Here is a 26,973-nt window from a genome sequence, read left to right as displayed (position 1 = left end):
CTAACCTACGCGTGTCAGAAGTACTGCCGTGCCATTCGTCATACGAACACGGGATGCCTGCTACGGGTCGAGGCGATTTTCGGCAACTTGTTCGAGCATCAGTGGTTCAGAGCCGAACGTACCCACGTCAATCTGAGCAAACCTTGATCAGCCAAAAACGCACGGCTGCGTTCTCACACAGCCTCGGTCGACATAGATAGGCTAGTCAAACTATCTGGCGGGTGATTACTCGGACAGGTCGATTGCGTAGATAGCCGTGCCGTCGCCAAGGTCCTTCAGTTGGCGGATACCTCTGAGTCCGGTCGCGTGCGCCACATCCTGCTTGTCGCTGGCGCCGCTGAACACCACCGAGCCGTGCGTTTTCAACGGCGCGAATTGCCATGACGTCGTTTCAAGATCCTTCGCGCCGATCTGCTTTTTGTCTTTCAACCAGTCGGCCAGAATTTCGCGGGTGCCATCCGGAGCGGTGAGGACGATATTGCTGCCGTCGAGGCCGGGAAAGTGGCCACCGCCGCTGGCACGATAGTTGTTGGTGACGATGACGAAGGGTTGATCAGGCGTCACCGGTTTGTCGTGATAGGTGAGCGTGGTGATGCGCTGGCCGACGGGCTTCGATAGGTCGACCACGTAGTGGATGCCGCCCTGGATCTGGTCGAAATTGAAACCGGGGTATTTGTCGTTGATGAGCTGCTGCTCGCCGGTCTTGTTCGGATCGATCTGGTTGAAGCGCTCGGCGGATTTCTCCAGCCATGCCCTGAGGCCGGCACCGTCGGTTTTCACCGCGGCCAGCGTGTTGGGATAGAAGTACAGGTCGGCGGCGCTGCGCAGAGTGAGCGGGCCGGTGGCGACGTCGGTGTAATCGTCGGGGCCGCTGAAGCCAGTGCGGAAGGCGGCGGCGCTGGACAGCACCGGTACGTCGCGCAGTTCGGGATGCGTGCGCGGAAGTTCGTTGCGCACATAGTCGGCTTGCGCCGCGTTGACGGCGGCCAGCGCGGTCATGTTGCCCTCGTCGGCAAAGTAGCTGCTCATGCGTACGGTGCTTTCGCCGATCGGTGTGTTGACGTAGGCGATCGCCGCTACCTGGGTTTTTTCCAACAGCGGCGCAATCTGCGGATCGGCAGGTACGCAGTCGGGTTTCGCAACAAGCTTGTTTGCGCCAGCGACAGCCGCGCAGATCGGCCGCACTTCGCTGTGCGACTGGCTGCGGTCGATTACCCAGCGGCCCTGCTGCCGGTCGAGTGTCAGCTGGATTACGCCCAGGTCCTTGCCGAAGAAGCCGCCCATCACCGCGGGCACGCCGCGGACGAAGCCGCGCTCGGCATCGACATCTTTCATGCCGGCATAGTGTGGACCGGGGAACTCGGTGTGTGCGTGACCGAGCAGCAGCACGTCGATGCCGGGCACGCCGGCCAGGTACCAGCCGCCGTTTTCCATCGCCGACGTGTATGGCGCGGTGTCGAGGCCGCCGTGCAGAATCGCCACGATCAGGTCGGGATGCTGTGCTTGCAGCTGCGGCAGGTACTTCTGCGCGGCCTCGACCACGCCGGTGACGGTGACCTTGCCGGCGAGGTTTTGCTTGTCCCACTGCATGATCGGTGGCGGGGTGAAACCGATGATGCCGATCTTCAGTGGCACGCTGATCTTGCCGCGGTCGGCTCGGCTTTCATCAGGCATGTAGGCCTCGATGGTTTTCGTCACCACCGTCCACGGCTGGAAGATCGGCTTGCCGTCGCGCACGCTGTCGACGTTGGCCAGCACCAGCGGAAAATGCGGGCCGGCGCAATGATCAGTGTGGCCGCCGTCGACGTTCATCGGCATACCGGAGGCTTGCGAGAGAAAGCGCAGGCCGTAGTTGAACTCGTGATTGCCGGCGGTGCCGCCGTCGTAGCCGACCGCATCCATCGCGCGGTAGATCGCCAGCTCCTGATCGCAGGCGAGGGGTTTCACCAGCGCCTGATAGTCGGCCAGCACGCTGCCCTGGATGGTATCGCCGCTGTCGAACAGGAAGGTGTTGGGAAACTCCGCGCGGGCGCGGCGGATCAGCGTGGCGGTGCGTTCGTAGCCCAGCGTGCTGTCCGGCTTGAGCTTGTAGTAGTCATAACTCAGGACGTTGGAGTGGATGTCGGTGGTTTCCAGAATCGCCACTTTTGCCTGCATGCCATCCGGCAGTTTCGCGTGTTGGCCGGCGCAGCCGGCGAGCAGGGCGGTTGCCAAGGCGACAAGTGACGCGAAACGTAACGACATAAAGGGGTTCCGATGAATACGTGCAGAAGCTGGAAGCGTGACGACAGGGTGCTGACGCTAGCAGATCGAAATGACGTTTTTTTGCGATGAACTACCCGTGATCAGGAAAAGTGGGCCAGTGCGCAAACAGCAACGCCGCCCGAAGGCGGCGTTGCAATGAATCAACGGCGATGGAATCGGTGCTTATTTTGCCTGGTCAACAATCCATGTCACCGCGGCCTTGACCTGTGCGTCGGTCAGCGCCGGGTTGCCACCCTTGGCCGGCATGAAGTTGCCGTCCGGCCCGTGATAACCCTCGGTAGCGTGCTTGATCAGCGTGTCGAGACCTTCGGCGATACGCGGCGCCCACATCGCCTTGTTGCCGACCTTGGGCGCACCAGCGACGCCAGCGGTATGGCAGCTGGTGCACAGGTTGTCGAAGATGACCTTGCCGTCGGTGGTGCCGCCATAGGCCACCTGCGAGGCAGCGGCCTTGGCGGCGGCATCGGCAGCGGCCTGCATCGCGGCGCGGCCGGTATTGCCGGCATAAACGGCGCCAGCTGGTGTGATGCGATCGACCACCGCAGCCGACTGGTTCGGATCGGTTTCCTTCGGCGCGTGGTCGTAAATCTCGTAGCCGGCGAACATCAATACGACCGTCAGCACAGCAAGGCCGCCGACCATGATGCCAAGCTGACGGATGGTGGTCTTGTCGGAATTGCTCATGGGACCGCTCACGCACGTACTCCTTTCAGTAGGCAGGGCGGTGAGCCAGGGAGGCTGTTCCGGCGTACCTGATTAGCTGTTCTGTTGCACCGGTGGTATGGCGAGGCCAGAACCGCCGTAGTCGCGGGTCAGGCCGTTGCGCGAGGTTGCCATGCCCGCTCAAAGGCAACCAGCGCCGGATTATAGACGAAGCGTGCGGCAAGTTTCAGGCCTCCGCGGACTAACATCACGGATGTGCTGCTTCGACAGCTGGGCGAGCGCGGCGCATGAACGATGTCGCAAAAACGAGGTCTGCAAATATCGAACCCTGCCATCGGTCATGCTCTACCCCTGTCAACTGGCATTGTTCAAGTTCGTTCCACTGCACCTATGCTTTCACCCCAGAGGAGTCTGTCGGCCATTGTGTCGACCGGGTGAGACCCGACAAACTTCAGACACACAAGCCGTGCATGCTGGACTGGTGTATGGCACCCCGTTGTGGACCCCTTTGCCGCGCTGTTTCAAGTCCAGGAGTTTTACATGTCGCGTTTTTGGAAGATCACCCTGATCGTTATTGCCGTGATCGTGGTGGCGTTAGTGGGCTTCCGACTGCTGCACAAGCCGGCAGAGACGGCCGGTGGCCATCATCGCCATGGCGCGGGTGCCGATAGCAGTGCAGCGGCCAAGGGCCAGGATGCGCAGGGCGACAAGGATGCCGCGCCGGTGCCGGTCACCGTGCAGCCGGTGGTCAGCCAGAGCGTGCCGATCTATCTCACCGGCCTGGGGACGGTGCAGGCGCTCAATACGGTGACCATCAACCCACAGGTCGGCGGCGAAATGATGACGCTGAACTTCACCGAGGGTCAGTCGGTGAAGAAGGGTGATGTACTGGCGCAGATCGATCCACGCACCTACCAGGCCAATTACGACCAGGCCCTCGCCAAGCAGAAACAGGACGAAGCGCTGCTGGGCACGGCGCAAAGCACGCTCAAGCGAAACCAGGCGCTGGTGGCGCAAGGCTATGTTGCCGCGCTGGACATGGACACCTACCGCAACACCGTGGCGTCGGACACGGCCACCGTCGCGTCTGACGCTGCCTCGGTCAAGTCGGCCAAGGTGCAGCTCGACTACACCAAGATCATCTCGCCCTGCGATTGCGTCACCGGTATCCGCAGCGTCGACCCGGGCAACGTGGTGACCACCACCACGGCGATCGTCACGTTGACCCAGATCCATCCGATCTACGTGATCTTCTATTTGCCCGAGCAGAATCTGGAAACCGTGCGCAATGCGATAAAGGGCGGCGCCCAGCTCGAGGTGGTGGCGCTGGACAAGACCGACGCGCATCCGCTGGCGAGCGGCGGCGTACTGCAGGTGATCGACAACCAGATCAATACCACCACCGGCACGTTCAAGCTGCGCGCGCAGTTCCCGAATCTGGACAGCAACCTCTGGCCGGGTCAGTTCATCAACACACAGCTGAAGGTGAGCACCACGGCCGGTGGTTTGGTGATCCCGGCGCAGGCGGTGCAACGTGGTCCGGACGGCGACTACGTCTATCAGCTGCAGGACGACAAGACGGTCAAGATGCAGCCGGTGACCGTGGCCAACGAAGTGGGTGCCAGCAACGTGATGATCAGCAAGGGTCTGGCGGTCGGCGATCAGGTGGTGACCGAAGGCCAGTTCCGGCTCAAGCCCGGCAGCAAGGTCCAGGCGCTGAAACCCGGCGAAGTGCCGCCTGCACCCAGCGATGCCGAGTTGAAGGCCAAGCAGAAGAGTGGTGGCGGCCGTCGTGGCGGTGGCTGACGAATTGTGCTTCATCCGGCGGGTGATCGCGGCGAATTCGCCGGTCACCCGCGACAGCCTGCCTTTGCGTAGCGCCATCGCGCAAGGTTCATTGACGGTCGCCCACGACCACGCCAGCTGACGGTTACCACACGCCATGGGATTTTCGACCCTCTTCATCCGCCGACCGATCGCCACCTCGCTACTGATGGTGGCGGTACTGCTGCTCGGCATCCTTGGCTACCGTGAGCTGCCGGTATCGGCGCTGCCCGAAATCGAGGCGCCCAGCCTGGTCGTGACCACGCAGTATCCCGGTGCCAGCGCCGCGACCATGGCGTCACTGGTGACCACGCCGCTGGAACGCAACCTGGGCCAGATTTCCGGCCTGGCGATGATGACCTCCGATTCGTCGGCGGGTCTGTCGACCATCGTGCTGCAGTTCAACATGGATCGCGACATCGATATTGCCGCGCAGGACGTGCAGTCCGAGCTCAACCAGGCGCGTGGCACGCTGCCCAGCACTTTGCCGTATCCGCCGGTGTACAACCGCGTGAATCCGGCCGATGCGCCGATCCTCACCCTGCAGCTCACGTCTGACTCGTTGCCCCTGCGTGACGTCAACAATTACGCCGACTCGATCCTGGCGCAGAAGCTGGCGCAGGTGCAGGGCGTGGGCCTGGTGTCGATCGCCGGCAACGTGCGCCCGGCGGTGCGCGTGCAGGTGAATCCGGCGCAGCTGGCCAATCTCGGCCTGACCATGGAAGACGTGCGCAGCGCGCTCATCGCAGCCAACGTCAACGCGCCAAAGGGCACACTCAACGGTGCCACGCAGAGCTACAGCATCGGCACCAACGATCAGCTGGCGACCGCCGAAGAATACAAGAGCAGCATCATCAGCTACAGCAATAACGCGCCGGTGCGCCTGTCCGACGTGGCCAGCGTGGTCGATGGCGTGGAGAACGACCAGCTGGCCGCCTGGGCCAACGGCAAATCGGCCGTGCTGCTGGACATCCGCCGCCAGCCCGGCGCGAATATCGTGCAGACGGTGCAGTCGATCCGGCAGATCCTGCCGCAGCTGAAGGCGGTGTTGCCGGCCGATGTGCACCTGGATGTGTTCGCCGACCGCACGGTGACCATCCGTGCCTCGGTGCACGACGTGGAAATGACGTTGCTGATCACCATCGGCCTGGTGGTGGCGGTGATCTTCGTATTCCTGCGTCGGTTGTGGGCCACGGTCATTCCATCGGTGGCCGTGCCGCTGTCCCTGCTGGGTACGTTTGCGGTGATGTCGTTCACCGGCATGTCGCTGGACAACCTGTCACTGATGGCGCTGGCGGTGGCCACGGGCTTCGTTGTGGACGATGCGATCGTGATGATCGAGAACATCGTGCGCTATATCGAACAAGGCATGGACGGCAAGGAAGCGGCTGAGGTCGGCGCCAAGGAAATCGGCTTCACCGTGCTGTCGTTGACGGTATCGCTGGTCGCGGTGTTCCTGCCGCTGCTGCTGATGCCTGGCGTTACCGGCCGGCTGTTCCACGAGTTTGCCTGGGTGCTGACTATCGCTGTGGTCATCTCGATGCTGGTGTCGCTGACACTGACGCCGATGATGTGTGCATATCTGCTGAAGGCCGACGCTTTGCCCCACTCCGATGAAAGCTGGAGTGATGACGTGCATGAGCGTCACGCCGCGGCGGGCAAAAAAAATGTGTGGACGCGCATCGCCGGCGGCTACGAGCGTTCGCTCGACTGGATTCTCGACCACCAGCGGCTGACCATGGTGGTCGCTGGTATCACCGTGTTCATCACCATCATTCTGTACATCATCATTCCCAAGGGTCTGCTGCCGGAGCAGGACACCGGTATGATCACCGGCGTGGTGCAGGCCGATCAGAACGTGGCGTTTCCGCAGATGGAGCAACGTACGCAGGCGGTCGCCAATGCGCTGCGCAAGATCGATGGCGTGGCTGGTGTAGCGGCGTTTATCGGCGCAGGTTCGGTCAATCCGACCCTGAACCAGGGCCAGCTCAGCATCGTGCTGAAGGATCGCGGTGATCGCGCCAATCTCGATACCATGGTTGCCAACCTGCAGCAGGCCGCAGCTAATATTCCCGGCGTCGCGCTTTACCTGAAGCCGGTGCAGGACGTGACGCTAGACAGCCAGGTGTCGGCCACCGAATACCAGTACTCGCTGTCCGAGGTGAGCTCGACCGAGCTGTCTGGCTATGCCAATCAGATGACCCAGGCGCTGCGCCAGCGGCCTGAACTCGCAGACGTCGACAACAATCTCGCCGACCAGGGCACGGCGCTTAAGCTGACCATCGATCGCGACAAGGCCAGCCGTCTCGGTGTGCCGGTGCAGACCATCGACGACACGTTGTACGACTCGTTCGGCCAGCGGCAGATCTCGACCATCTTCACCCAACTCAACCAGTATCGCGTGGTGCTCGAAGTGGCGCCGCAGTTCCGCAACAGCACGGCGCTGCTCAACCAGTTGGCGGTGAAGAGCAACGGCAACGGCGCGCTGACGGGCAGCAACGCAACGTCCTTCGGTCAGGCTGCTTCGAGTAATTCGTCGACCATCACCGGTGTCGGCGTCGCCAATACCGGCGTGATCATTGGCACCGGCAGCATTATCCCGATCGCCTCGCTGGCTTCATCGGTTGTCACCACGGCACCGCTGGTGGTCAGTCATTCGCAGCAGCTGCCGGCGGTGACCTTGTCGTTCAATCTGGCGCCAGGTTACTCGCTGTCGCAGGGCGTCGATGCGATTCACGAGGTCGAGCAGCAACTGAAATTTCCGGCGCAGGTACGGGGACAGTTCATCGGCAAAGCTGCCGAGTTCTCCAACAGCCTCAGTGACGAAGTGCTATTGCTGCTGGCCGCGATCATCGTGATCTACATCGTGCTTGGCGTGCTGTACGAGAGCTACATCCATCCGCTGACGATCATCTCCACGTTGCCGCCGGCGGGTGTGGGTGCGTTGCTGGCGCTGATCCTGTGCGGCATGAGCCTGTCGGTGGATGGCATCGTCGGCATCGTGCTGCTGATCGGTATCGTCAAGAAAAACGCAATCATGATGATCGACTTCGCGATCGAGGCGAAGCGCACTGGCCTCAGCGCGCGCGATGCGATTCGCCGTGCCTGCCTGTTGCGCTTTCGTCCGATCATGATGACTACCGCCGCGGCCATGCTCGGCGCGTTGCCGCTGGCTTTGGGCAACGGCATCGGCTCGGAGCTGCGTCGTCCGCTGGGCGTGTCGATTGTCGGCGGTCTGCTGTTGTCGCAACTGGTCACGCTATACACCACGCCAGTGATTTACCTGCATATGGAACGGTTCTCCGACTGGATGGAAGCGCGCCGCGAGCGGCGTGCGCTGGCCAATGCGCAGGCACCGAGCCGGGTGCGGAGAACGACTTGAATTCAGCGGTCCGATGGCGGCCGTTCCGCGATGCGCGGGCGGTGCTAAGCGAAAGGGGCGCGGCGCGAGCCGTTCGCCCCTTTCGACTTGATGGCGGTGCGCTGGCATGCTGGTTGATGAGCACGTTGCGCCGCACATTTTTGTCCCACTTCCGAGTTAAAAAATTTTTGTGCGAACTGTTTTCCAGACTCAACCTTTTCAGCCTGCGGACGTTGATGGCTGCATGAGCCTTCACCTTTCGCACGTCGCCGTCGCGCATCATTTCACGGCATGAATATCTCCGGACCGTTCATCCGTCGTCCGATCGGCACCTCACTCCTGGCCATCGGCGTGTTTGTGGTCGGTGTGATCTGCTACGCGTTGCTCGGCGTGGCCGCACTGCCGGATATCCAGGTGCCGGTAATCTTTGTGCAGGCCAGCCAGGCCGGTGCCAGTGCAGGCACCATGGCGTCCACCGTCGCCGCACCGCTGGAGCGCCATCTGGGCCAGGTGACTGGCGTCGATACGCTGCGCTCCTCCAGTTCGCTGGGCAGCACTCAGGTGTTCATGATCTTCGACGGCGGCCGCAATCTCGACGCCGCGGCGCGCGACGTGCAGGCAGCGATCAACGCGGCGCAGTCCGATCTTCCCTCCGGCCTCAACAGTCCACCCAGTTACGAGAAGGCCAATCCCAACGACGACCCGATCATTGCCTTCGCGCTGACCTCGGATACGCAGTCCTCGCGTGACCTGTATGACGTGGCTGATTCGCTGCTGGCGCAGCGGTTGCGGCAGCTGGAAGGCGTGGCTTCGGTGGATATCGCTGGTGCATCGACACCGGCGGTGCGCGTTGATGTCAACCTGCGCGCGCTGAACGCCATGGGATTGTCGCCCGACGATCTGCGCAATTCGCTGACTGCCGCCAACGTCACCTCGCCGCAGGGTTTCCTGTCGGACGGTCAGACCACCATGGCGGTAACGGCCAACGACGCCCTGCACGTCGCTGACGATTTTTCCAGCCTGATCATCTCCAACCAGAACGGTGTGGTGGTGCGTCTGTCCGACGTGGCCAAGGTCTACGACGGCCAGCAGGACGCGTATCAGGCGGCCTGGTTTCAGGGCAAGCCTGCGGTGCTGATGTACGTCTACAAGCAGTCCGACGCCAACATCATCGGTACGGTGGATCGGGTCAAGGCGGCGATTCCCGAGTTGCGCGGTTTCCTGCAACCAGGCACCACGCTGACGCCTTATTTCGACGGCACGCCGACTATCCGTGCTTCGCTGCACGAGGTGCAGGCCACGCTGCTGATCAGCCTGGCCATGGTGGTGTTGGTGATGGCGATGTTCCTGCGCCGTCTTGCGCCCACGATGATCGCCGCGCTGACGGTGCCGCTGTCGCTGGCCGGCGCGGCCATGATGATGTACATCTTCGGCTACACGCTCAACAACCTCACCTTGCTGGCGCTGGTGATCGCGATCGGGTTCGTGGTCGATGATGCGATTGTGGTGATCGAGAACGTCGTGCGGCATATCGATCAGGGCATGACGCGCATGGAAGCCGCGCTGGCCGGCGCACGCGAGATCGGCTTCACTATCGTGTCGATCACCGCTTCGCTGGTGGCGGTGTTCATCCCGTTGCTGTTCATGGGTGGCATCACGGGCATGTTCTTCAAGGAGTTCACGATGACGCTGGTGGCGGCGATCGTGATCTCGGCGCTGGTCTCGCTGACCCTGACACCGTCGCTGTGCGGTCTGTTCCTGAAAGGTCACAGCGAACCGGAGAAGCCCTCGCGGCTGAATCTTGCGCTGGAATCGATGCAGGACAAGATGCTTGCGGTCTACACCCGCGCATTGGATTTCTCGCTGCGCCATGCGCTGATGCTGGCGCTGACGCCGCTGATTCTGGTGGGCGTGACTCTGTTCCTGTTCACCCAGGTCAAGGCCAGCCTGTTTCCCCCGCAGGACACCGGGCTGATTCGCGGCCGTGCCACCTCCGGTGCGACCGTGTCGTTTCAGGATTCGGTCAGTCGCCAGCAGCGCCTGATCGACATGTTGCTGAGGGATCGCGATGTGGCCACCGTCGGCTCGCGGCTGGGCAGCAGCCGGCAGGGTGCCAGTGGCCTGTTCGACATCCAGTTGAAGACCCGCGCCGAGGGTCGCAAGGACGATACCTTCGCAGCACTCGCGCGGCTGAGCGCCAAGGCCGCGCGCTATCCCGACCTCAATGTGCGGTTGCGCCCGATCCAGGATCTGCCCAGCTTTGGTGGCGGGGGCAGCAATCAGGGTGCGCAGTACCAGGTGTCGCTGCAGGGCGACGACTTGACCGAGCTGCAGACCTGGCTACCAAAGCTGGTGACCGAGCTGCGGAAAAATCCCAAGCTCAGGGACGTTGGCAGCGACATCGATGACGCCGGGCTGGAGCAGGACATCATCGTCGACCGCGACAAGGCCTCGCGGCTGGGGCTGTCGATCGGCACGATCGATGGTGCGTTGTACGATGCCTTCGGCCAGCGCCAGGTGTCGACGATCTACTCCGATCTCAACCAGTACAAGGTGGTGATCAACGCGCTGCCGAACCAGACCGCATCACCGGCTTCGCTGGACAAGACTTATGTGAAGTCGACCAGTGGCCAGATGATTCCGCTGACCGCATTCGCGCACCAGCAGGCGGGCTTGGCGCCGACCCAGGTGACCCACGAAAACCAGCAGACCACGATGGATCTGAGCTTCAACCTGGCACCGGGCATCAGCCAAGGCGAGGCGCTGGAGATCATCCAGGCGACCGCCAGCGATATGCGCATGCCCGGTGACATGAAGCTCAACATCGGCAGCGATTTCCGTCGTTTCCAGCAGTCGCAGAGCGGCATGTTGTGGCTGGTCGCGGCGGCGATCATCACGGTCTATATCGTGCTGGGCATGCTTTACGAGAGCCTGATTCACCCGGTGACGATCCTCTCGACGCTGCCCGCAGCTGGTGCTGGTGCGCTGCTGGCGCTGTGGATCACCGAGACCGAGTTGTCGGTGATCGCGCAAATTGCCCTGGTGCTGTTGATCGGTATCGTCAAGAAAAACGCGATCATGATGATCGACTTCGCGCTGGTGGCCGAGCGCGAGCACCACAAGCCGCCGCTGGAAGCCGTGCGCGAGGCCTGCCTGGTGCGCTTCCGTCCGATCATGATGACGACGATGGTGGCGATTCTCGCTGCGCTGCCGATCGCCATTGGCCTGGGCGAAGGTTCCGAGCTGCGTCGTCCGCTGGGTATCGCGATGATCGGCGGCCTGTTGATTTCACAGAGCCTGACCCTGCTCAGCACGCCAGCGCTATATGTGATCTTCTCTTGTCTCTCTGCGCACTGGAAAAGCTGGCGGGTGCGACGGCGTGAGCGCGCCCGGTCAAGGCGCCTCGTGAGCGTCAGGGGCTGAGTCGAGGGAGAATGTCGTCCACGTATCAGCTGACGTCGGCGGATGGCGCCATTAGTTCCGTTCATCGATGCTCACAAATGGTTAACCAACAACGGGTTATGAGTGATGACGCTCGGACGCGGGTTATAGGGAGCGAGGAGCTATGAAACCGGTTTGACGATATCCATTGGTTGCAGTTGCAACTCGATCCCTGGATATTCCATTCCGTTTTTGTTCTGAAGGTTTACGTAGACGATTGACCCCGGAGCGGGCCATCTTCTACAACAGCGGTGGCAAGTGATAGCCTGTAGGTGGTTGCCTGGCAGTTTTACGGCAGCGCCGATGCATGGAAGCCGTTTTTGATGCCCGTCGTGATCAGCTTATGGACCCCGATCGGATCAAACCCGGTCAGATGTAAAAATTTCCTTCCAACCCTAAATCTGGAGATGTTTGTATGAAGATGACCCGCACCCTGATCTGCGCTGCCTCGCTGGCCGCCGTCCTGTCCCTGAGCGCCTGCGGCAAGAGCGATGATTCCGCTTCGGCACCGGCTGACTCGACCCCGCCGGCAGCTGCTACCGCTGCACCGGCAGCAACGCCGACTCCGGCTTCCACCGCGGCTGCGGCACCGGCTTCCACTGCAGCCATGGCACCGGCCAGCACCGCCGCTGCTCCGGCCAGCACCGCTGCAGCGCCGGCGAGCGCTTCGACCGCTGGGCATTAATTTGCCCAAGCGGTATTCAGAGGCTGATTGTTAAGTAGGCGATATAGGTTAGCCAATCAGTACTCGAAAATAAAAAGAGCGCGGTTATCCGCGCTCTTTTTATTTGGGCCAAGTGACGGTGGCGTTAGTTGGACGAATCACCGGTTGCGAGCCCAGCTGAAGTTGAGCGTCCGGCGTCCGCGTACGCATACCATTGCGCAGTGCCTCAAAACGTCGCTGCGTGAATCCGGCATGGTCAGCGAGGTCTATTCGGGCGAAAATGGGCGTCTTGTGTTTGCCCGGGACGGCGCCATGTCCGTCCTGACATTTTTGCAGGTCCTGATTTACCAGCCGGAGATTTCTATGTCTGACAGCAAGCCCACGCCGCCGACCGGTGGCAGCAAGATCACCATTACCGACGGCGAGCTGCACGTGCCGAACCAGCCGATCGTGCCCTTCATCGAAGGCGATGGTATCGGTCCAGACATCTGGAAGGCTTCCGTGCGCGTGCTTGACGCCGCCGTGGCCAAGGCCTACGGCGGCCAGCGCAAGATCCACTGGATGGAAATCCTGGCGGGCGAGAAGGCATTCAACGAAACCGGCAGCTGGCTGCCGGAGGAAACCGTCGAGGCCTGCCGCGACTACCTCGTCTCGATCAAGGGTCCGCTGACCACGCCGGTCGGTGGCGGCATCCGCTCGCTCAACGTGGCACTGCGCCAGCAACTGGACCTTTACACCTGCCTGCGCCCGGTGCGCTGGTTCAAGGGCGTGCCATCGCCGGTGAAAAAGCCGGAAGACGTCGATATGGTGATCTTCCGCGAGAACTGCGAAGACATCTACGCCGGCATCGAATTCCAGGAAGGCACCGACGACGCGAAGAAATTCATCAAGCTGCTGCAGGACAACTTCCCGGACCGCTTCAAGAAGATCCGTTTCCCGGAAACGTCCGGCATCGGCATCAAGCCGGTTTCGAAGGAAGGTACCGAGCGCCTGGTGCGCGCCGCGTTCAAGTACGCCATCGACAACGACCGTAGGTCGGTGACCTTGGTGCACAAGGGCAACATCATGAAGTACACCGAAGGCGCGTTCCGCGACTGGGGCTACGCTCTGGCCAAGAACGAGTTCGGCGCGGTCGAGCTGGACGGCGGCCCGTGGATGAGCTTCAAGAACCCGAATACCGGCAAGGACATTGTGGTCAAGGACGTGATCGCCGATGCGTTCCTGCAGCAGATCATGACTCGCGCTGCGGAGTACGACGTGGTCGCCACGCTCAACTTGAACGGTGACTACATCTCCGACGCACTGGCCGCTGAAGTCGGCGGTATCGGTATCGCGCCGGGCGGCAATATCAACTACATCACCGGCCATGCGGTGTTCGAGGCCACTCACGGCACGGCACCGAAGTATGCCGGCCAGGACAAGGTCAACCCAGGTTCGGTGATCCTGTCCGGTGAGCTGCTGCTGCGTCACCTCGGCTGGAACGAGGCCGCCGACAAGATCATCGAGGCGATGGACAAGGTGATCGCCGCCAAGACAGTGACCTACGACTTTGCCCGCATGATGGACGGCGCCAAGGAAGTGAAGTGCTCCGAGTTCGGCGACGCGCTGATCGCAGCACTATGACGACTCCGTTCGGAGTTTGATTTAAAAGGGGCCGCGAGTGCGGCCCCTTTTTATGAGCATATACCGGTATGGGTCATCGCTTTGTGGCCTGCGCATGCGATGGCGTTGCCATACGCTTTTTTGATCGCCACGCCGCTGTTGGGTTTCGCATCCGCGATTCGCCGTTACCCGACCGATGGCTAGGCAAAACGCAAGGCGCGCAATCGCGTCGAGCAGTCTTCCTGACTCAAGCGCACAATGAATTTCATGCAGCGGCTGGCACTAGACTAAGCTGATGGACCCACCGCAAGACACGCAAGGTCAGTCGGTTGCTGTTTCGCAGGCGCATGCTGCGGCGGCGCTGTTGGTGGATGCGTTTGCGGACTACAACGCCCGTTTCGCCGACATCACGCGCCGGGCGCGTCGGCGTTTCGAGCGGCGCGATTGGCACGGCAGCAGTCTGGATGCACGCCAGCGCATCGATCTGTACGACATCTGCATCCGTGAAACCCAGGGACGGCTTGATGGGCTGCTCGACGACCGCGTGCGCTCGCGTCTGCTTTGGGTCGCCATGCGCCATGCCTACGAGAAACAGATAGCCCGATTGCCCGACCGCGAGTTTTACAAGACCTGGTTCAACTCACTTTCGCGCCGCCACTTCCATACCCGCGGTCTGGCATCGGATATCGAATTCGTGGCGCTGGAGCGTGAGCCGGACTCCGAAGGCAGCGATGTGGCGCCACATCGGCATTACGAAGTGCAAGGCGACTTGCCTTCTGCCTGCGAACGCCTGCTGAAGGATGCCGCGTTTGCCTACGCTGATCCCGCTGGCTGTGCGGCAACATTGGCACGCACGCTGGAGGCGCGACTGCACGCGGCAGGTCTGCCGACCGTTGAAGTGATCGATCTGCTGCAGGCGATTTTCTATCGCGACCGCCGCGCGTATCTGGTCGGACGCTTGCGTGTCGGACACCGGCGACATCCGCTGGTGATCGCGCTGACGCATGCCGCCGATGGCGTGCAGGTGGATGCGCTGCTGACTGTGCGCGAGCACATCTCGATCCTGTTCGGCTATGCGCGCAGTTATTTTCATGCCGACATCGGCAACGTAGGTGCGGTCGTTGCCTTTGTGCGGGCGCTGCTGCCACACAAACCGCTGGAAGAGCTTTACGCCGTGTTGGGTCGGGCCAAACAGGGCAAAACCGAGCGTTACCGGCGCGTATTCAGCCATCTGGCCATCCATCCGCAGGAGCGCCTGGTCCATGCTGACGGCAAGCGCGGCATGGTGATGGCGGTGTTCACCCTGCGTGATCTGCCGGTGGTATTCAAGTTGATCCGTGACCGCTTCGCGTGGCCCAAGGACACGGTGCGCAAGCAGGTGGAGGAGAAATACCGGCTGGTGTTTCATCACGATCGCGTGGGTCGGTTGATTGACGCCCAGGAATTTGGCCAGCTGCGTTTTTCGCTGCATCAGTTCGACGAAAAGCTGCTGCAGGAGTTGCTGGACGAATGTGCTGAAAGCGTGCGCGTGGACGGCAACGAACTGGTGATCGCGCACTGCTACGTCGAGCATCGGTTGCGCCCGATGGATCTGTACGTGCGCGAGGTCGATCCGATCGAGGCGGCGCGTGCGATGCGCGACTACGGCCAGGCGATCAAGGATTTGGCCGGCAGCAATATCTTTCCCGGCGATCTGCTGCTGAAAAACTTCGGTATCTCGCGCAACGGGCGCGCGGTGTTCTACGACTACGACGAACTGTGCATGTTGGGCGAGTGCCATTTCCGCGCGTTACCAAAGCAGCACGAGGACGATGAAATGCAATCGCTGCAGGATTCCGTCTACGCCGCACCGGAGGACGTGTTTCCCGAGCTTTTCGTCAACTTTCTTGGCGTGCCCGCGCCGTTGCGTGCGGCGCTGATCGAAGCGCATGGCGAGATTTTCGATCCGGCGTGGTGGCGCAGTCTGCAGGATCGCCTGCGCGCAGGTGATTACGTCGATGTGCCGCCGTACCCCGCCGAAACGCGGCTCGCCCATCAGTGCGCTCTGCCTGGGCGGGAAGAAGCCTCGCAGTGAAACGGGTCCGTACAGGGATCATGAACGCCGGATGCTTTTATTCGCGCATGTGCGCACCTTCAGCGAAAATTGCGGTCAATAGCTGCGACCAAACGGTCAAGCGACTCGGGAAATCCACCATGCGCGTTGTATTGGCACTTTGCCTGTCTGCCCTGTCCCTCAGCCTGTCGGCGCAGACAGCGCCTGCTGCTCCGGCATCACCCTCCAGCGTGACCGACCTGGCTGCCGTGGCCGTCAGTGGCGTGCAGCCCGGTCCCGGGCTTTGGAAGGTCAGCAAGGGCGGTCATACGATGCTGCTGCTCGGCGTGATCTCGCCGCTGCCGGAGCTGATGCAGTGGCGGTCGGCCGATGTCGAAACCGCTATCGCCAGTTCGCAGCAGGTGCTGCAGCTACCCGACGTCAAGCTGAAAGTGGACGTGAGTTTCTTCGGTAAACTGTTTCTGCTGCCGTCGGCGTACAGCGCGCGCAAGAATGACAACGGCGCCAGCCTGCAGCAAGTGCTCCCTGCGCCGATGTTTGCGCGTTGGGAGGTGCTGAAGGCCAAGTACATTGGGAAAGATGCCGGCATCGAACGGTGGAAGCCGATCTTCGCCGCCCAGGAACTGTACAAGAAAGCGATCAAGGCGAATCAGTTGAGCAAATCCGGTGGCGTGCAGTCGAACATCGATGCGCTGGCCAAAAAGTACAACGTGCCGGAAACCTCCACCGACTACCCGCTGGTGATCGAGCACCCGCATGATGCGATCAAGGCGTTCAAGGCATCCGGGCTGGACGATATGGCCTGCTTTGGCCACACGCTGGATGCGATCGAGCAGGACATGCCAACGATGACCTTGCGGGCCAATGCATGGGCCACCGGCGATCTGGATGCGCTGCGCAAACTGCCCGACAGTGACCGCCGCGGTACCTGCGTCAGTGCGATTACCGATGCAGAATTTGCGCGCAAGCTTGGTCTGTCAGACGTGCCTGCGCGAATGGAGGACAACTGGCTGGCCACGGCCCGTGCGTCGCTGGCAAAGAATGCGCAAACCTTTGCGATGCTGCCGATCAAGGAGCTACTGTCGGCCGATGGCTACCTGTCCAAGCTCAAGGCCGAGGGTTATCAGGTCGAGGCGCCGGATGCCGACGATAGCGATGATGCCGGCCCGGCATCGGCGACCACATCTGCACCAAGCACGTCCGTCCCTGGCACGGCAGCGAGCGTGGTTCACTAAGGTAGCTGTTGCGATAACTTCGAATGACCATGCGTCGTTTGCAATGTTAGTCAGAGGCATTGGGAGAAAGTACGCGGATGTTCATCCATCGACGTATCGCCCATCGATTGATCGTTCTGTTGTTGCTTGCAGGCACGGCTCCGCTGGCTGCGGCTTTTGATGCGCCCGCACCCGCATCGTCAGCGCTGCCGCCGCCGGGACAGGTTACCGAGCTGCAAGGCGTCAGCGTCAGCGGTGTGCAGCCGGGGCCCGGTCTGTGGAAAGTCAGTAAGGGTGATCACGTGCTGTGGGTGTTGGGTACGCTGGAGCTGCTGCCCAAAGGCATGGTCTGGCAGGCGCGCGACGTGCAGGCAGCGATCGCCGATTCGCAGCAGGTGCTGGATAAACCGCAGTTCAAGGTGGATGCCAAGTTGGGCTTTTTCGGCACGCTCGGCATCCTCCCCAGCCTGATCGGTGTGCGCAACAATCCCGATGGCAAGCATCTGGTCGATGTGGTGCCGCCGGATCAGTACGCGCACTGGCTGGTGCTGAAAAAGAAATATCTTGGCTGGGATAACGGTGTCGAAAAACAGCGACCGATTTTCGCTGCCTTTGCGCTGTTTCTCGCGGCGATCAAACAGGCTGATCTGACCGACGACATGATCGATCCGCTGATCAAGAAGGCGGCAGCGCAGCACGATCTGAAACCTACCCCGATCAATTACACGGTTGTGGTCGATCAACCGAAAGCCATCTTGAAGGATTTCAAGAAAGGTCCGCTGGAGGATGGGGATTGCTTCGCCAAAACGCTCGATCATCTCGATAGCGATGTGGCGCTGATGCGCGCACGCGCCAACGCATGGGCCACCGGCGATGTGGATGCGTTGCGCCGCTTGCCACTCAGCAATCAGTTGCAGGTCTGCCTTGCGGCACTCAATCAGTCGGCTATCTCACACGAGTTGGGCTTGACGGATATTGAAGCGAATATCGAATCGACCTGGGCAGCAGCTGCCATCAAGGCACTCGGCAACAACCGTGTGACCTTTGCCCAGCTGCCTATGGAACGACTGCTTGGCAAGCATGATTATCTGGCCCCATTGCAGGCGCAGGGTTATACGGTGACATTGCCGGAAGGCTTGACCGATGCGGCGTCGGAGTCGGCAGCTGCAACCGCGTTACCGGCAAAGGCAGCGAGCACCACTGGCGCTCGGCCCCGCTGAACTTCCCGCGCTTTTATCCGCAGAGCGTTGCCACAAGCTCACTCACTTGCGGAATTCAGTCGCGCTATCTCGTTGTCACTCAGGCTGAGCTCCGCGGCACCGACCAGCTCGTGCAACTGTTCCACGCTGGTTGCACTGGCAATCGGCGCGGTGATGCCGGGTCGCGCCATCAGCCATGCAAGGGCAACCTGCGCCGGTTTGGCATGATGCGTTGAGGCCACTTCATCCAGTGCCGCCAGAATCTGCATGCCGCGCGGATTGAGATACTTCTTCACCGCACCGCCGCGAACGCTGCTCTTGGCCAGGTCGCTCTCGCTGCGATACTTGCCGCTGAGAAAGCCGCTGGCCAGCGAGTAGTAGTTGATGACGCCGATGTTTTCGCTGCGGATCAGCGGTTCGAGATCCTTTTCGTAACCCGTGCGATCAATCAGGTTGTAGTCCGGCTGCAGGCTTTCGTAGCGCGGCAGGTTGTACTCGCGCGATACCTTCAAAGCCTCGGCGAGGCGGTCAGCGCTGTAGTTGGATGCACCGATCACGCGCACCTTGCCGGATTCGATCAATCGCGCGAATGCCTCCAGCGTTTCCGCGAGAGGCGTGCTGGCATCGTCTTCATGCGCCTGGTAAAGATCGATGTGGTCGGTCTGCAGTCGCTTCAACGAGCTATCCACAGCCTGCGTAATATTCACCGGCGACAGACCCGGCTGATCAGTCCACTTGCCCACCTTGGTGGCGATCACCACCCTGTTGCGCTTGCCTGATTGCTTCAGCCACTTGCCGATGATCGTTTCCGACTCGCCGCCACGGTTGCCCGGCACCCATGCCGAATAGACGTCGGCTGTATCGATCAGATTAAAGCCGGCATCGACGAAGGCATCGAGCAGCTCGAACGAGCGCTTTTCGTCAGCGCTCCAGCCGAACACGTTGCCGCCGAAGGCGAGCGGCGCAATAGAAAGTGCTGATTTGCCAAGTGGGCGCTGTTTCATGGGACACCTCGGATGGGCGGGATCGTTATGTGCAAACGGCAGCACATCATTCATCCGAGGTGGTTGCACTTCATGCGGGAATCAAGCGCAGGCCGGTTTGGCGCCATCGTGCAGTTCGCACGATGGCGCGGTGGTGACCTGTGCTGCCTTGGGTGGTTCGATCATGGTGCTGGTCTTGCGCGGATCGACGCCATCGTTCAACCGCCACAACAGCTTCGCGGGGACCACATGCCCATGGAGAAACAACAGATTAGTCCATATCGAGTTCATCAGAGGCACCTCAAGGAGGGTGGAGGGTGTTTGGGGGCTCAACATAGCGACATGACAGATCGCCAAAAAGCGATATATTCGCAAGCTAGACTTGAGAGAAATTCAAGATGGGAAAGCTGCCGTTGGGCCTGCTGCAACAGTTCGTGCTGGTCGCCCGGCTGGGCAATCTGTCGCGCGCCGCGGCGCAGGCGAATCTCACCGTGAGTGCGCTCAGTCATCAGATGCGCCAACTGGAAGAGCGACTGGAGCGGCGCCTGTTCGAGCGCGGGCCGCGCGGCGTGACGTTGACCGTCGATGGCTGCAGCCTGCTTGAGGCGGTGGGCGAACATTTCGATGGTATCGAGCATGCGTTGCTGCGCTATCACCAGCGCCGCCACGACGCGCTTACGCTCAGTGCCAGTCCCGGTATCATCACGAGCTGGCTGGTGCCGCGACTGCCGCGGCTGGTCGCCGTGCATCCGGATCTGGAACTCAGCCTGCAGTCGAGCTCCACGTTGGTGAATTTCGAGCGCGAGCCGGTCGATGTCGGCTTGCGTTTCGGTCGTGGCAACTGGCCGGGTGTGCGTAGTGAGCGGTTGTTCGGCGAATGGGTCGCACCGGTCGCTGCGCCAGAACTGGTGGCGCAGATGGGCGATGCCGATCCAAACGATCTCTCGCAGTGGCCATTGCTGGGTGATCCGCATCCGGCCAATCGCTGGCTCGACTGGTTTGCCCAGTACGGTGGTACACCGCCGAAGCGCTATGTGGCGCATTTCGACACGGTCGATGCGCTGCGGCATGCGGCGCTGGAAGGCCTCGGCGTGGCGCTGGGGCGGATGGTGACGTCGAAATCGCTGATCGACGCTGGGCGCTTGCAGGTACTCGGCGATCACTACCTGCCAGTAGAAGATGCGTACTGGCTGGTGTATCCACCGCGCTCGCAGGAACATCGCGGCTTGCAGGTCTTCCGTGAGTGGCTGCTGGCCGAAGCCGAGGATTACTGCCGGCATATGCCGGCGTTGCGGCGTGACGACGCGGCGGTTGATTGATGGGGTTTCACAAAGCGGCAGGGGTCCTCACCATCGCGGGTCGTTGCAGGCGCATCGTCAGGAGATGATCCATGAAGTCACGAGCCGTGGTCGCGTGGGAAGCCGGCAAGCCGCCAAGTATCGAAATTGAGCGACAGCGATGGCTTGCGATGGCTGACGTAGAATGTCTTCACGCAACAACGTGTTTGCACAAGCTATGGTCGTGCAGCGTTGGTGAGATGCAACGCAACGTCGATCAACAGTGAAATACAGGTAAGGGGCTGGCAGCATGGAAATAATTCGTTCACGCACGCTTGCAGCATGGTTGCTTGCCGCATGCATCGGCTTGCCCACGTTGGCTGCAGCGCAGGCTACAGCGTCCAGTTCGATGGCGCAGGATCAGCCGACCGACACACTAGTGCCGCCCACCAGTGCCAGCGATTTCACCGGTCAGCAGCTGGACAGCGCACTGGCCGGCGACTGGCGTTCGCCGAACAACCGCGCCCGCGACGTCTATCGTCATCCCAAGGCGACCTTGCAGTTTTTCGGCATCCGCCCCGATGAGACAGTGATCGAAATCACGCCCGGTGGCGGCTGGTACAGCGAGATCCTGGCGCCGTTGCTGCATGACGACGGTCATTACATCGCTGCCGTGGAGAAGCCGGCCAGCGGTGACGAGGCAAGCAAGGACGATGATGCCCTGCATCGCAAGTTTGCCTCCGACCTCATGCACTACGGGAAAGCCAAGGTAGTCGAGTTCGACCCCAAGGCGCCGGTGTTCGGCGCGCCGGGTTCTGCCGATCTGGTGCTGACTTTCCGCAACGTGCACAACTGGGCCAGCACCAATAAAGATGGGGCCGACACCACGTCGGCCATGTTCAAGGCGTTTTATGCGGTGTTGCGGCCGGGCGGCGTGCTTGGCGTGGTCGACCATCGGGCCGACGATAGCGCCATGCTGGATGCGGTAAAAAAGAGCGGCTATCTGCCAACCAAGTATGTGGTGAAGATGGCGACCGATGCCGGCTTCACGCTGGAAGACAGCAGCGAGATCAACGCCAATCCGAAGGACACGAAAAATTATCCCAAAGGCGTCTGGACCTTGCCGCCCACGTTCGCGCTGGGTGATACCGACAAGGCCAAGTATCAGGCGATCGGCGAATCCGATCGGATGACCTTGCGCTTCGTCAAACCGGCGCCGGCCACCGCGACACCTTGAGGCCAGCGTTGGTGAGGAATGTTGTGTGCGGTAAGCCATCATGCTGATCGCACTGAATAAACCCTACGGGGTGCTGTGCCAGTTCACCGATGAAAATGGCCGCCGCACGCTGGCCGATTTCGTCAGGCAAAAAGACGTCTATGCGGCCGGACGGCTGGATCAGGACAGTGAGGGTTTGCTGCTGCTGACCGATGATGGCGCACTGGCGCATCGGCTCACCGATCCCCGCCATAAACAGCCGAAAACCTATGTGGCGCAGGTCGATGGCGAAATCAACGAAACGGCGCTGTCGGCCCTGCGGAACGGCGTGTTGTTGAACGACGGACCCAGCCTGCCAGCCACCGCGGAACGCATCGACGAGCCAGGCTGGCTATGGCCGCGCGATCCGCCGGTGCGCTTTCGCAAGCACCTACCCACCAGTTGGCTCAGTCTGTCGATTCGCGAAGGTCGCAATCGGCAGGTGCGGCGTATGACGGCTGCCGTGGGGTTCCCCACGCTGCGATTGATCCGTGTAAGGGTGGGTGATTACGTGCTGGACGGTCTGGCGTCGGGCGAGACGCGCATGCTGTGATAGCGTGGTCGGCGCCATGGCGACCGTGTAACGGGAGCCTATGAGCAGGCTCTGGACAAGCCGAAAAACGCCTCGGCTGTCGCCGTGCTGTTCGCTGCCGTCACCTCAGCCGGCTCACCGCGATCACGCGCGATTTCCTCACAGATATGTTTCAGATACATCGGTTCGTTGCGTCGATGCTTCGGCTGCGGTCGCACCGTGCGGGGCAGCAGATACGGCGCATCGGTTTCGATCATCAATCGGTTGGCCGGAATCTCGCGTACAAGCGCCCGTAGATGCGTGCCGCGACGTTCGTCGCAGATCCAGCCGGTGATACCGATATGGCAATCCAACGCCAGATAGTCGCGCAGCGCCTCATCGGTATCGGTAAAGCAGTGCACCACGGCAGCCGGTACCCTGTCGCGGTAACGCCGCAGTACCGCGACAAAGTCCTCGTGCGCATCGCGTTGGTGCAGAAACAGTGGTTTCTGCATGTCGACGGCAATTTGCAGCTGCCGTTCAAACACCTGCAGTTGCACCTCGCGCGGCGAATAGTTGCGGTTGTAGTCCAATCCGGTTTCGCCGATGGCGCGCACGACTGGATCGTGCGCGAGCTCGCGCAGCTGGGTATCCGTCGCGTCGTCGTAATCGATCGCATGATGCGGATGCACGCCGGCCGTGGCAAACAGCTTGCCAGGATGTGCTTTGGCCAAAGCCAGCGCATGCGCGCTGCCTTCGCGCGAAGCGCCAGTCAGGATCATCCGGCTCACACCATGCCTTGCAGCGCGCTGCAGCACTTCATCGAGATCGTGCTGAAACGATTCGTGACCGAGATTGACGCCAATATCGAGCAACTGCATGGTTAGGCCGCGACAGGTAAAGCGGGATTGTCCCAGACATCGATGGCGTCGCAAGCGGCCTCAGCACGTGGGAACGACGATAGAGGAAAGGTTTCGTAATCACAGGTGCACTTGCGGTGATCGATCTGTTGCGCCAGCTCGGGTATCAGGCGTTGAGGTCGGAATACCCCTGATTGTGTACGTTGGTAGGCATATTGACCGGCACACCGCCGACAATGGCGGCGAAATCGATGCCATTGTCGAGGTTGTAGCCGCGCAAGAAGTATTGTTTGCCTTGCCATCGGCGGAATGCTGGTGGGTCACCACCATGCCCGGGATCGCCCCCAGCACCTCGCCCGGACGCGGCAGCGGAATATCTTGCAGCAAGCGAGCCAGGGTGGTGCCCTGCGACGCGGCGTCGGAGGTGCCAATACCGTTACCCGCATGGCGTTGACGTTATCCAGATGAGCTGTTCGAACTAACCGCCAGCAGCCGGGTCAGACCCACATACACCCATGACACAAAAATGGATGCAGGAAATTTTCCTAAGATGTGAAGACGCCGCTGAACGGGTGGAGACGGCACAATGGCGGGCGGTTCTGGGTGTGATGTGGGCCGGGGCATGATGTCGACATCATCTCCGACAACAACAAGATGATCGAGCGATGGTTGGCAAAATTCAGCAGCCGCCACGCTGGGATAATCAAGTTGTGATAGTTATGGTGGTTATTTCGTCAAAGCGGGTGGTTCGCGACAACCGGCGTTGACGGCTTCTCAAAAGCATTGAGCGGGGTGGAATCATGTCGGCAGTCATCAAGCCGGCGGCAAGCGGGGCCGGCATGGCGGCAGACGATCGCGAAGCGGAAGTCTGTGCATGGCTGGTTGCGCGTGGTCGTTTGAAAGACAGCGATCTGGGCCGTGCGCGCCGTCTGCACGAGGAGTCGGCCGAAGGCACGCTCACCACCCTGATGGCGCGGCTGGGGCTGGTGTCCGAGCGCGATCTGGCCGAGGCCTGGGTCGAGTTGCTGCAGGTGCCGCTGCTGGCCGCGCGCGATGCGCCCGAGCTGCCGCCCGCCGAGCTGGAAATATCGTTGCGCTTTCTGAAACAGCACCACGTGGTGCCGGTGCAGGATGAAAAAGACGGGCTGGCCCTGATTGTCTCTGATCCGGCCGATCCGTATCCGCTGCAGGCGGTGACCCTGGCGGCTGGTCGGCCGGTCGCACTGCGGGTCGGCCTGCGTTCGGAAATCGACGGGCTGATCGAACGTTATTACGGCACCGGTCGTTCGGCCATGGGCACCATCGTGGAGAACCTCGATGGCAGTGCTGCCGAAGAGGACGACGTCGAGCATCTGCGCGATCTCGCCTCGGAAGCGCCGGTCATTCGGCTGGTCAACCTTATCCTGCAGCGCGCGGTCGAGCAGCGCGCGTCGGACGTGCATATCGAGCCGTTCGAGAATCGTCTGAAAGTGCGCTATCGCATCGACGGCGTGCTGCATGAAGTGGAGGCGCCGCCGTCGTCATCGACCGCGGCGGTGATTTCGCGCGTCAAGATCATGGCGAGGCTGAATATCGCCGAGCGCCGCCTGCCGCAGGATGGCCGCATCCAGTTGCGCGTGCAGGGCAAGGAGTTGGACTTGCGCGTATCGACCGTGCCGACCAGTTTCGGCGAGTCGGTGGTGATGCGTATCCTCGATCGCGAGTCGGTGGTGTTCGACTTCGCCTCGCTGGGTTTCACCGACAGCTTTCAGCAGCGCTTCGTCGACGTGCTCAATCGTCCGCACGGCATTCTGCTGGTGACCGGTCCCACGGGTTCCGGCAAGACCACCACGCTGTACACCGCGCTGTCGCAGATCAATACCAATGACGTCAAGATCATCACGGTCGAGGATCCGGTCGAGTATCAGCTCGAAGGCATCAACCAGATCCAGGTGAAGCCGCAGATCGGGCTCGATTTCTCCGGCGCGCTGCGCTCGATCATGCGTCAGGATCCGGACGTGATCATGATTGGCGAAATGCGCGATCTGGAAACCTGCCGCATCGCGATCCAGTCCGCGCTCACCGGCCATCTGGTGCTCTCCACGCTGCACACCAACAGTGCCGCCGGTGGCATCACGCGACTGCTCGATATGGGTGTTGAAGATTACCTGCTCGGCTCGACCATCAACGGCATCCTGGCACAGCGACTGGTGCGCCGGCTCGATCCGGAAACCGCGATTGCCTACGAAGCGCTGCCCGAAGTGATCGAGCAGTTCGAGCTGGAAAAATACACCGACGAGCGACCGATTCGTTTGTGGAAGCCGGGCAGCAGCGCAGCCAACCCAACCGGATACCGCGGCCGCCGCGCGATCATGGAATTTCTCACCATGAGCGATCCCTTGCGCCGATTGGTGATGCAGCGCGCCGATGCCGGCGAAATCGAACGTCAGGCGCGCAGTGAAGGCATGCGCACGATGTACGAGGACGGCATCGCCAAGGCCGTGAGTGGCGTCACTACGCTGGAAGAAGTCATGCGCGTTACGCAGGACGGTTGACGTGGCGCAATTCAGCTACAAGGCAGTCAGCGACGCCGGCGAGATGCTGCAAGGCCAGATGGAAGCGGCCAGCGTCGAGGACGTGATCGGTCGCCTGCAGGATCAGGGTCATACGTTGCTGGCCGCGCAGCCCGCCGATGGCGCGGCCGGTGGCAGCGGGCTGGCTGGTCTGTTCAAGCGTGGCCCGTTCACCGGCGATCAGCTGGCGCAGTTCACTCATCAGTTGGCGACCCTGCTCGGTGCCGGCCAGCCGCTCGATCGCGCGCTGAGCATCCTGCTCGATCTGCCCGAGGGCGAGCATGCCAAGAAGATGGTCGAACGCGTGCGCGATCGGGTGCGCGGCGGCACCACGCTGTCGCAGTCGCTGGATGAAGAACTGGGCGTGTTTCCCAAGCTCTACATCAGTCTGGTGCGCGCGGGTGAAGCGGGCGGCTCGCTGGAAGAAACGCTGCGTCGCCTGGCCGATTACCTGGAACGCGCGCAGGCGATGCGCGGCAGCATCATCAATGCGCTGATCTACCCAGCGTTCCTGATGGTTGGTGTACTCGGTTCGCTGGTGCTGTTGTTGGCTTACGTGGTGCCGCAGTTCGTGCCGATCTTCGCCGACATGCAGGTACCGATTCCGTGGATCACCCAGGCCGTGCTGGTGGTGGGCAACACGCTGCAGGCGTGGTGGTGGCTGATCATCCTGCTGATCGGTGGCGGCGTGTTTTTCTGGCGCGCGCGATTGCGTGACCCGCAGGCACGGCTGGCCTGGAATACGAAAATGCTGAGCATGCGGCTGGTCGGTCCGCTGCTGCTGAAAGTGGAAACCGCGCGCATCGCCCGCACGCTCGGCACGCTGTTGAAAAACGGCGTGCCGCTGCTGAGTGCGCTGACTATCGCGCGCCAGGTCACCAGTAATCGCGCGCTTGATGCCGCGCTGATCCAGGCACACGAACAGGTCAAGGGTGGCTCGGGCCTGAGTCTGGCGCTGGGCCAGTCAAAACTGTTTCCACGGCTGGCCATGCAGATGGTCCAGGTCGGCGAAGAGGCCGGCCAGCTGGACACCATGCTGCTGAAAGTCGCTGATACCTTTGAACTTGAATCCAAGCGTGCGATTGATCGCTTGCTTGCTGCATTGGTGCCGGCACTGACCATCGTGATGACGGTGATGGTGGCGATCATCATGGCCGCAATTCTGCTGCCGCTGCTGAGTTTGACCAGCAATATTCAATGAAGATTTGAACGGAGAGAACACGATGCATGATTTGATGAAGCGGGAACC

The 26,973-nt window shown here is 61.5% G+C and carries 19 protein-coding genes; 14 read left to right on the top strand and 5 right to left on the bottom strand.

What is annotated here, in order from left to right; translation table 11 throughout:
* Nucleotides 1-225: 225 nt before the first annotated feature.
* Nucleotides 226-2,244, bottom strand: coding sequence for a bifunctional 2',3'-cyclic-nucleotide 2'-phosphodiesterase/3'-nucleotidase (locus HDE80_RS15575; protein ID WP_184672399.1), 2,019 nt, complete (start codon nucleotides 2,242-2,244; stop codon nucleotides 226-228).
* Nucleotides 2,245-2,427: 183 nt separating this feature from the next.
* Nucleotides 2,428-2,949 carry a c-type cytochrome gene (locus HDE80_RS15570; RefSeq protein ID WP_184603051.1) on the bottom strand — a complete coding sequence of 174 codons (522 nt, stop codon included), beginning with the start codon at nucleotides 2,947-2,949 and terminating at the stop codon, nucleotides 2,428-2,430.
* A gap of 519 nt (nucleotides 2,950-3,468) precedes the next feature.
* Here HDE80_RS15570 and HDE80_RS15565 point away from each other — a divergent pair.
* The 9 genes from HDE80_RS15565 (at nucleotide 3,469) to HDE80_RS15525 (ending at nucleotide 18,307) form a co-directional block, all read left to right on the top strand.
* On the top strand, nucleotides 3,469-4,734 hold the full coding sequence (locus tag HDE80_RS15565) for an efflux RND transporter periplasmic adaptor subunit (protein ID WP_184672397.1): 1,266 nt from the start codon (nucleotides 3,469-3,471) through the stop codon (nucleotides 4,732-4,734).
* On the top strand, nucleotides 4,709-4,855 hold the full coding sequence (locus HDE80_RS15560) for a hypothetical protein (RefSeq protein ID WP_184602750.1): 147 nt from the start codon (nucleotides 4,709-4,711) through the stop codon (nucleotides 4,853-4,855). The genes HDE80_RS15565 and HDE80_RS15560 overlap by 26 nt, the downstream gene beginning before the upstream one ends.
* A 15-nt stretch (nucleotides 4,856-4,870) precedes the next feature.
* Nucleotides 4,871-8,134 (top strand): efflux RND transporter permease subunit, encoded by a 3,264-nt coding sequence (locus tag HDE80_RS15555; protein ID WP_184672396.1) that lies wholly within the window; start codon nucleotides 4,871-4,873, stop codon nucleotides 8,132-8,134.
* A gap of 270 nt (nucleotides 8,135-8,404) precedes the next feature.
* Complete coding sequence (locus HDE80_RS15550; protein WP_184672394.1) at nucleotides 8,405-11,536, top strand: efflux RND transporter permease subunit; 3,132 nt, start codon at nucleotides 8,405-8,407, stop codon at nucleotides 11,534-11,536.
* A gap of 433 nt (nucleotides 11,537-11,969) precedes the next feature.
* Nucleotides 11,970-12,239, top strand: a complete 270-nt coding sequence (locus HDE80_RS15545; protein ID WP_184602744.1) for a hypothetical protein — start codon at nucleotides 11,970-11,972, stop codon at nucleotides 12,237-12,239.
* Nucleotides 12,240-12,581: 342 nt separating this feature from the next.
* Nucleotides 12,582-13,841: an NADP-dependent isocitrate dehydrogenase gene (icd, locus tag HDE80_RS15540; protein WP_184672392.1), complete on the top strand. Its 1,260-nt coding sequence runs from the start codon at nucleotides 12,582-12,584 to the stop codon at nucleotides 13,839-13,841.
* A gap of 274 nt (nucleotides 13,842-14,115) precedes the next feature.
* The gene (gene aceK / locus HDE80_RS15535; protein ID WP_184672390.1) at nucleotides 14,116-15,894 is read left to right on the top strand and encodes a bifunctional isocitrate dehydrogenase kinase/phosphatase; all 1,779 of its coding nucleotides are present in this window, start codon (nucleotides 14,116-14,118) and stop codon (nucleotides 15,892-15,894) included.
* A 119-nt stretch (nucleotides 15,895-16,013) separates the two neighbouring features.
* Nucleotides 16,014-17,108 (top strand): TraB/GumN family protein, encoded by a 1,095-nt coding sequence (locus HDE80_RS15530; RefSeq protein ID WP_184672388.1) that lies wholly within the window; start codon nucleotides 16,014-16,016, stop codon nucleotides 17,106-17,108.
* Between the two features lie 77 nt (nucleotides 17,109-17,185).
* A complete protein-coding gene (locus tag HDE80_RS15525) occupies nucleotides 17,186-18,307 on the top strand; it encodes a TraB/GumN family protein (protein WP_184672387.1) in 1,122 nt (373 codons plus the stop codon).
* A gap of 38 nt (nucleotides 18,308-18,345) precedes the next feature.
* Here HDE80_RS15525 and HDE80_RS15520 read toward each other — a convergent pair whose 3' ends face one another.
* Both HDE80_RS15520 and HDE80_RS15515 read right to left on the bottom strand, forming a co-directional pair.
* A complete protein-coding gene (locus HDE80_RS15520) occupies nucleotides 18,346-19,290 on the bottom strand; it encodes an aldo/keto reductase (RefSeq protein WP_184672385.1) in 945 nt (314 codons plus the stop codon).
* An 81-nt stretch (nucleotides 19,291-19,371) separates the two neighbouring features.
* A complete protein-coding gene (locus HDE80_RS15515) occupies nucleotides 19,372-19,560 on the bottom strand; it encodes a hypothetical protein (protein ID WP_184672383.1) in 189 nt (62 codons plus the stop codon).
* A 107-nt stretch (nucleotides 19,561-19,667) separates the two neighbouring features.
* Here HDE80_RS15515 and HDE80_RS15510 point away from each other — a divergent pair, with 107 nt between their 5' ends.
* The 3 genes from HDE80_RS15510 to HDE80_RS15500 all read left to right on the top strand — a co-directional run bounded on the left by HDE80_RS15510 (nucleotide 19,668) and on the right by HDE80_RS15500 (nucleotide 22,354).
* Complete coding sequence (locus HDE80_RS15510) at nucleotides 19,668-20,588, top strand: LysR substrate-binding domain-containing protein (protein ID WP_184602725.1); 921 nt, start codon at nucleotides 19,668-19,670, stop codon at nucleotides 20,586-20,588.
* Between the two features lie 268 nt (nucleotides 20,589-20,856).
* Nucleotides 20,857-21,783 (top strand): class I SAM-dependent methyltransferase, encoded by a 927-nt coding sequence (locus tag HDE80_RS15505; protein ID WP_184672381.1) that lies wholly within the window; start codon nucleotides 20,857-20,859, stop codon nucleotides 21,781-21,783.
* Nucleotides 21,784-21,823: 40 nt separating this feature from the next.
* Nucleotides 21,824-22,354 carry an rRNA large subunit pseudouridine synthase E gene (locus HDE80_RS15500; protein WP_184672380.1) on the top strand — a complete coding sequence of 177 codons (531 nt, stop codon included), beginning with the start codon at nucleotides 21,824-21,826 and terminating at the stop codon, nucleotides 22,352-22,354.
* A 38-nt stretch (nucleotides 22,355-22,392) separates the two neighbouring features.
* On the opposite strand, the gene HDE80_RS15495 is transcribed toward HDE80_RS15500, so the two are convergent.
* A complete protein-coding gene (locus HDE80_RS15495) occupies nucleotides 22,393-23,193 on the bottom strand; it encodes a TatD family hydrolase (RefSeq protein ID WP_184672378.1) in 801 nt (266 codons plus the stop codon).
* A gap of 779 nt (nucleotides 23,194-23,972) precedes the next feature.
* On the opposite strand from HDE80_RS15495, the gene gspE reads away from it, so the two are divergent.
* Together gspE and gspF are read left to right on the top strand one after the other, a co-directional pair.
* Nucleotides 23,973-25,706: a type II secretion system ATPase GspE gene (gspE, locus tag HDE80_RS15490; protein ID WP_184602719.1), complete on the top strand. Its 1,734-nt coding sequence runs from the start codon at nucleotides 23,973-23,975 to the stop codon at nucleotides 25,704-25,706.
* Nucleotide 25,707: 1 nt separating this feature from the next.
* A complete protein-coding gene (gene gspF, locus HDE80_RS15485; protein ID WP_184602717.1) occupies nucleotides 25,708-26,925 on the top strand; it encodes a type II secretion system inner membrane protein GspF in 1,218 nt (405 codons plus the stop codon).
* Nucleotides 26,926-26,973 lie beyond the last annotated feature (48 nt).

Source organism: Rhodanobacter sp. A1T4 (assembly GCF_014207185.1).
Lineage (GTDB): Bacteria > Pseudomonadota > Gammaproteobacteria > Xanthomonadales > Rhodanobacteraceae > Rhodanobacter.
The sequence above is the reverse complement of the archived record's forward strand: the minus strand, read 5'-3'. Positions and strand labels throughout refer to the sequence as shown.

Bases quoted from the DNA above. Each gene is read 5' to 3' on its own strand.
- HDE80_RS15575 (WP_184672399.1), bottom strand. From the start codon at position 2,244: ATGTCGTTACGTTTCGCGTCACTTGTCGCCTTGGCAACCGCCCTGCTC.
- HDE80_RS15570 (WP_184603051.1), bottom strand. From the start codon at position 2,949: ATGAGCAATTCCGACAAGACCACCATCCGTCAGCTTGGCATCATGGTC.
- HDE80_RS15565 (WP_184672397.1), top strand. From the start codon at position 3,469: ATGTCGCGTTTTTGGAAGATCACCCTGATCGTTATTGCCGTGATCGTG.
- HDE80_RS15555 (WP_184672396.1), top strand. From the start codon at position 4,871: ATGGGATTTTCGACCCTCTTCATCCGCCGACCGATCGCCACCTCGCTA.
- HDE80_RS15550 (WP_184672394.1), top strand. From the start codon at position 8,405: ATGAATATCTCCGGACCGTTCATCCGTCGTCCGATCGGCACCTCACTC.
- HDE80_RS15545 (WP_184602744.1), top strand. From the start codon at position 11,970: ATGAAGATGACCCGCACCCTGATCTGCGCTGCCTCGCTGGCCGCCGTC.
- icd (WP_184672392.1), top strand. From the start codon at position 12,582: ATGTCTGACAGCAAGCCCACGCCGCCGACCGGTGGCAGCAAGATCACC.
- aceK (WP_184672390.1), top strand. From the start codon at position 14,116: ATGGACCCACCGCAAGACACGCAAGGTCAGTCGGTTGCTGTTTCGCAG.
- HDE80_RS15530 (WP_184672388.1), top strand. From the start codon at position 16,014: ATGCGCGTTGTATTGGCACTTTGCCTGTCTGCCCTGTCCCTCAGCCTG.
- HDE80_RS15525 (WP_184672387.1), top strand. From the start codon at position 17,186: ATGTTCATCCATCGACGTATCGCCCATCGATTGATCGTTCTGTTGTTG.
- HDE80_RS15520 (WP_184672385.1), bottom strand. From the start codon at position 19,290: ATGAAACAGCGCCCACTTGGCAAATCAGCACTTTCTATTGCGCCGCTC.
- HDE80_RS15515 (WP_184672383.1), bottom strand. From the start codon at position 19,560: ATGAACTCGATATGGACTAATCTGTTGTTTCTCCATGGGCATGTGGTC.
- HDE80_RS15510 (WP_184602725.1), top strand. From the start codon at position 19,668: ATGGGAAAGCTGCCGTTGGGCCTGCTGCAACAGTTCGTGCTGGTCGCC.
- HDE80_RS15505 (WP_184672381.1), top strand. From the start codon at position 20,857: ATGGAAATAATTCGTTCACGCACGCTTGCAGCATGGTTGCTTGCCGCA.
- HDE80_RS15500 (WP_184672380.1), top strand. From the start codon at position 21,824: ATGCTGATCGCACTGAATAAACCCTACGGGGTGCTGTGCCAGTTCACC.
- HDE80_RS15495 (WP_184672378.1), bottom strand. From the start codon at position 23,193: ATGCAGTTGCTCGATATTGGCGTCAATCTCGGTCACGAATCGTTTCAG.
- gspE (WP_184602719.1), top strand. From the start codon at position 23,973: ATGTCGGCAGTCATCAAGCCGGCGGCAAGCGGGGCCGGCATGGCGGCA.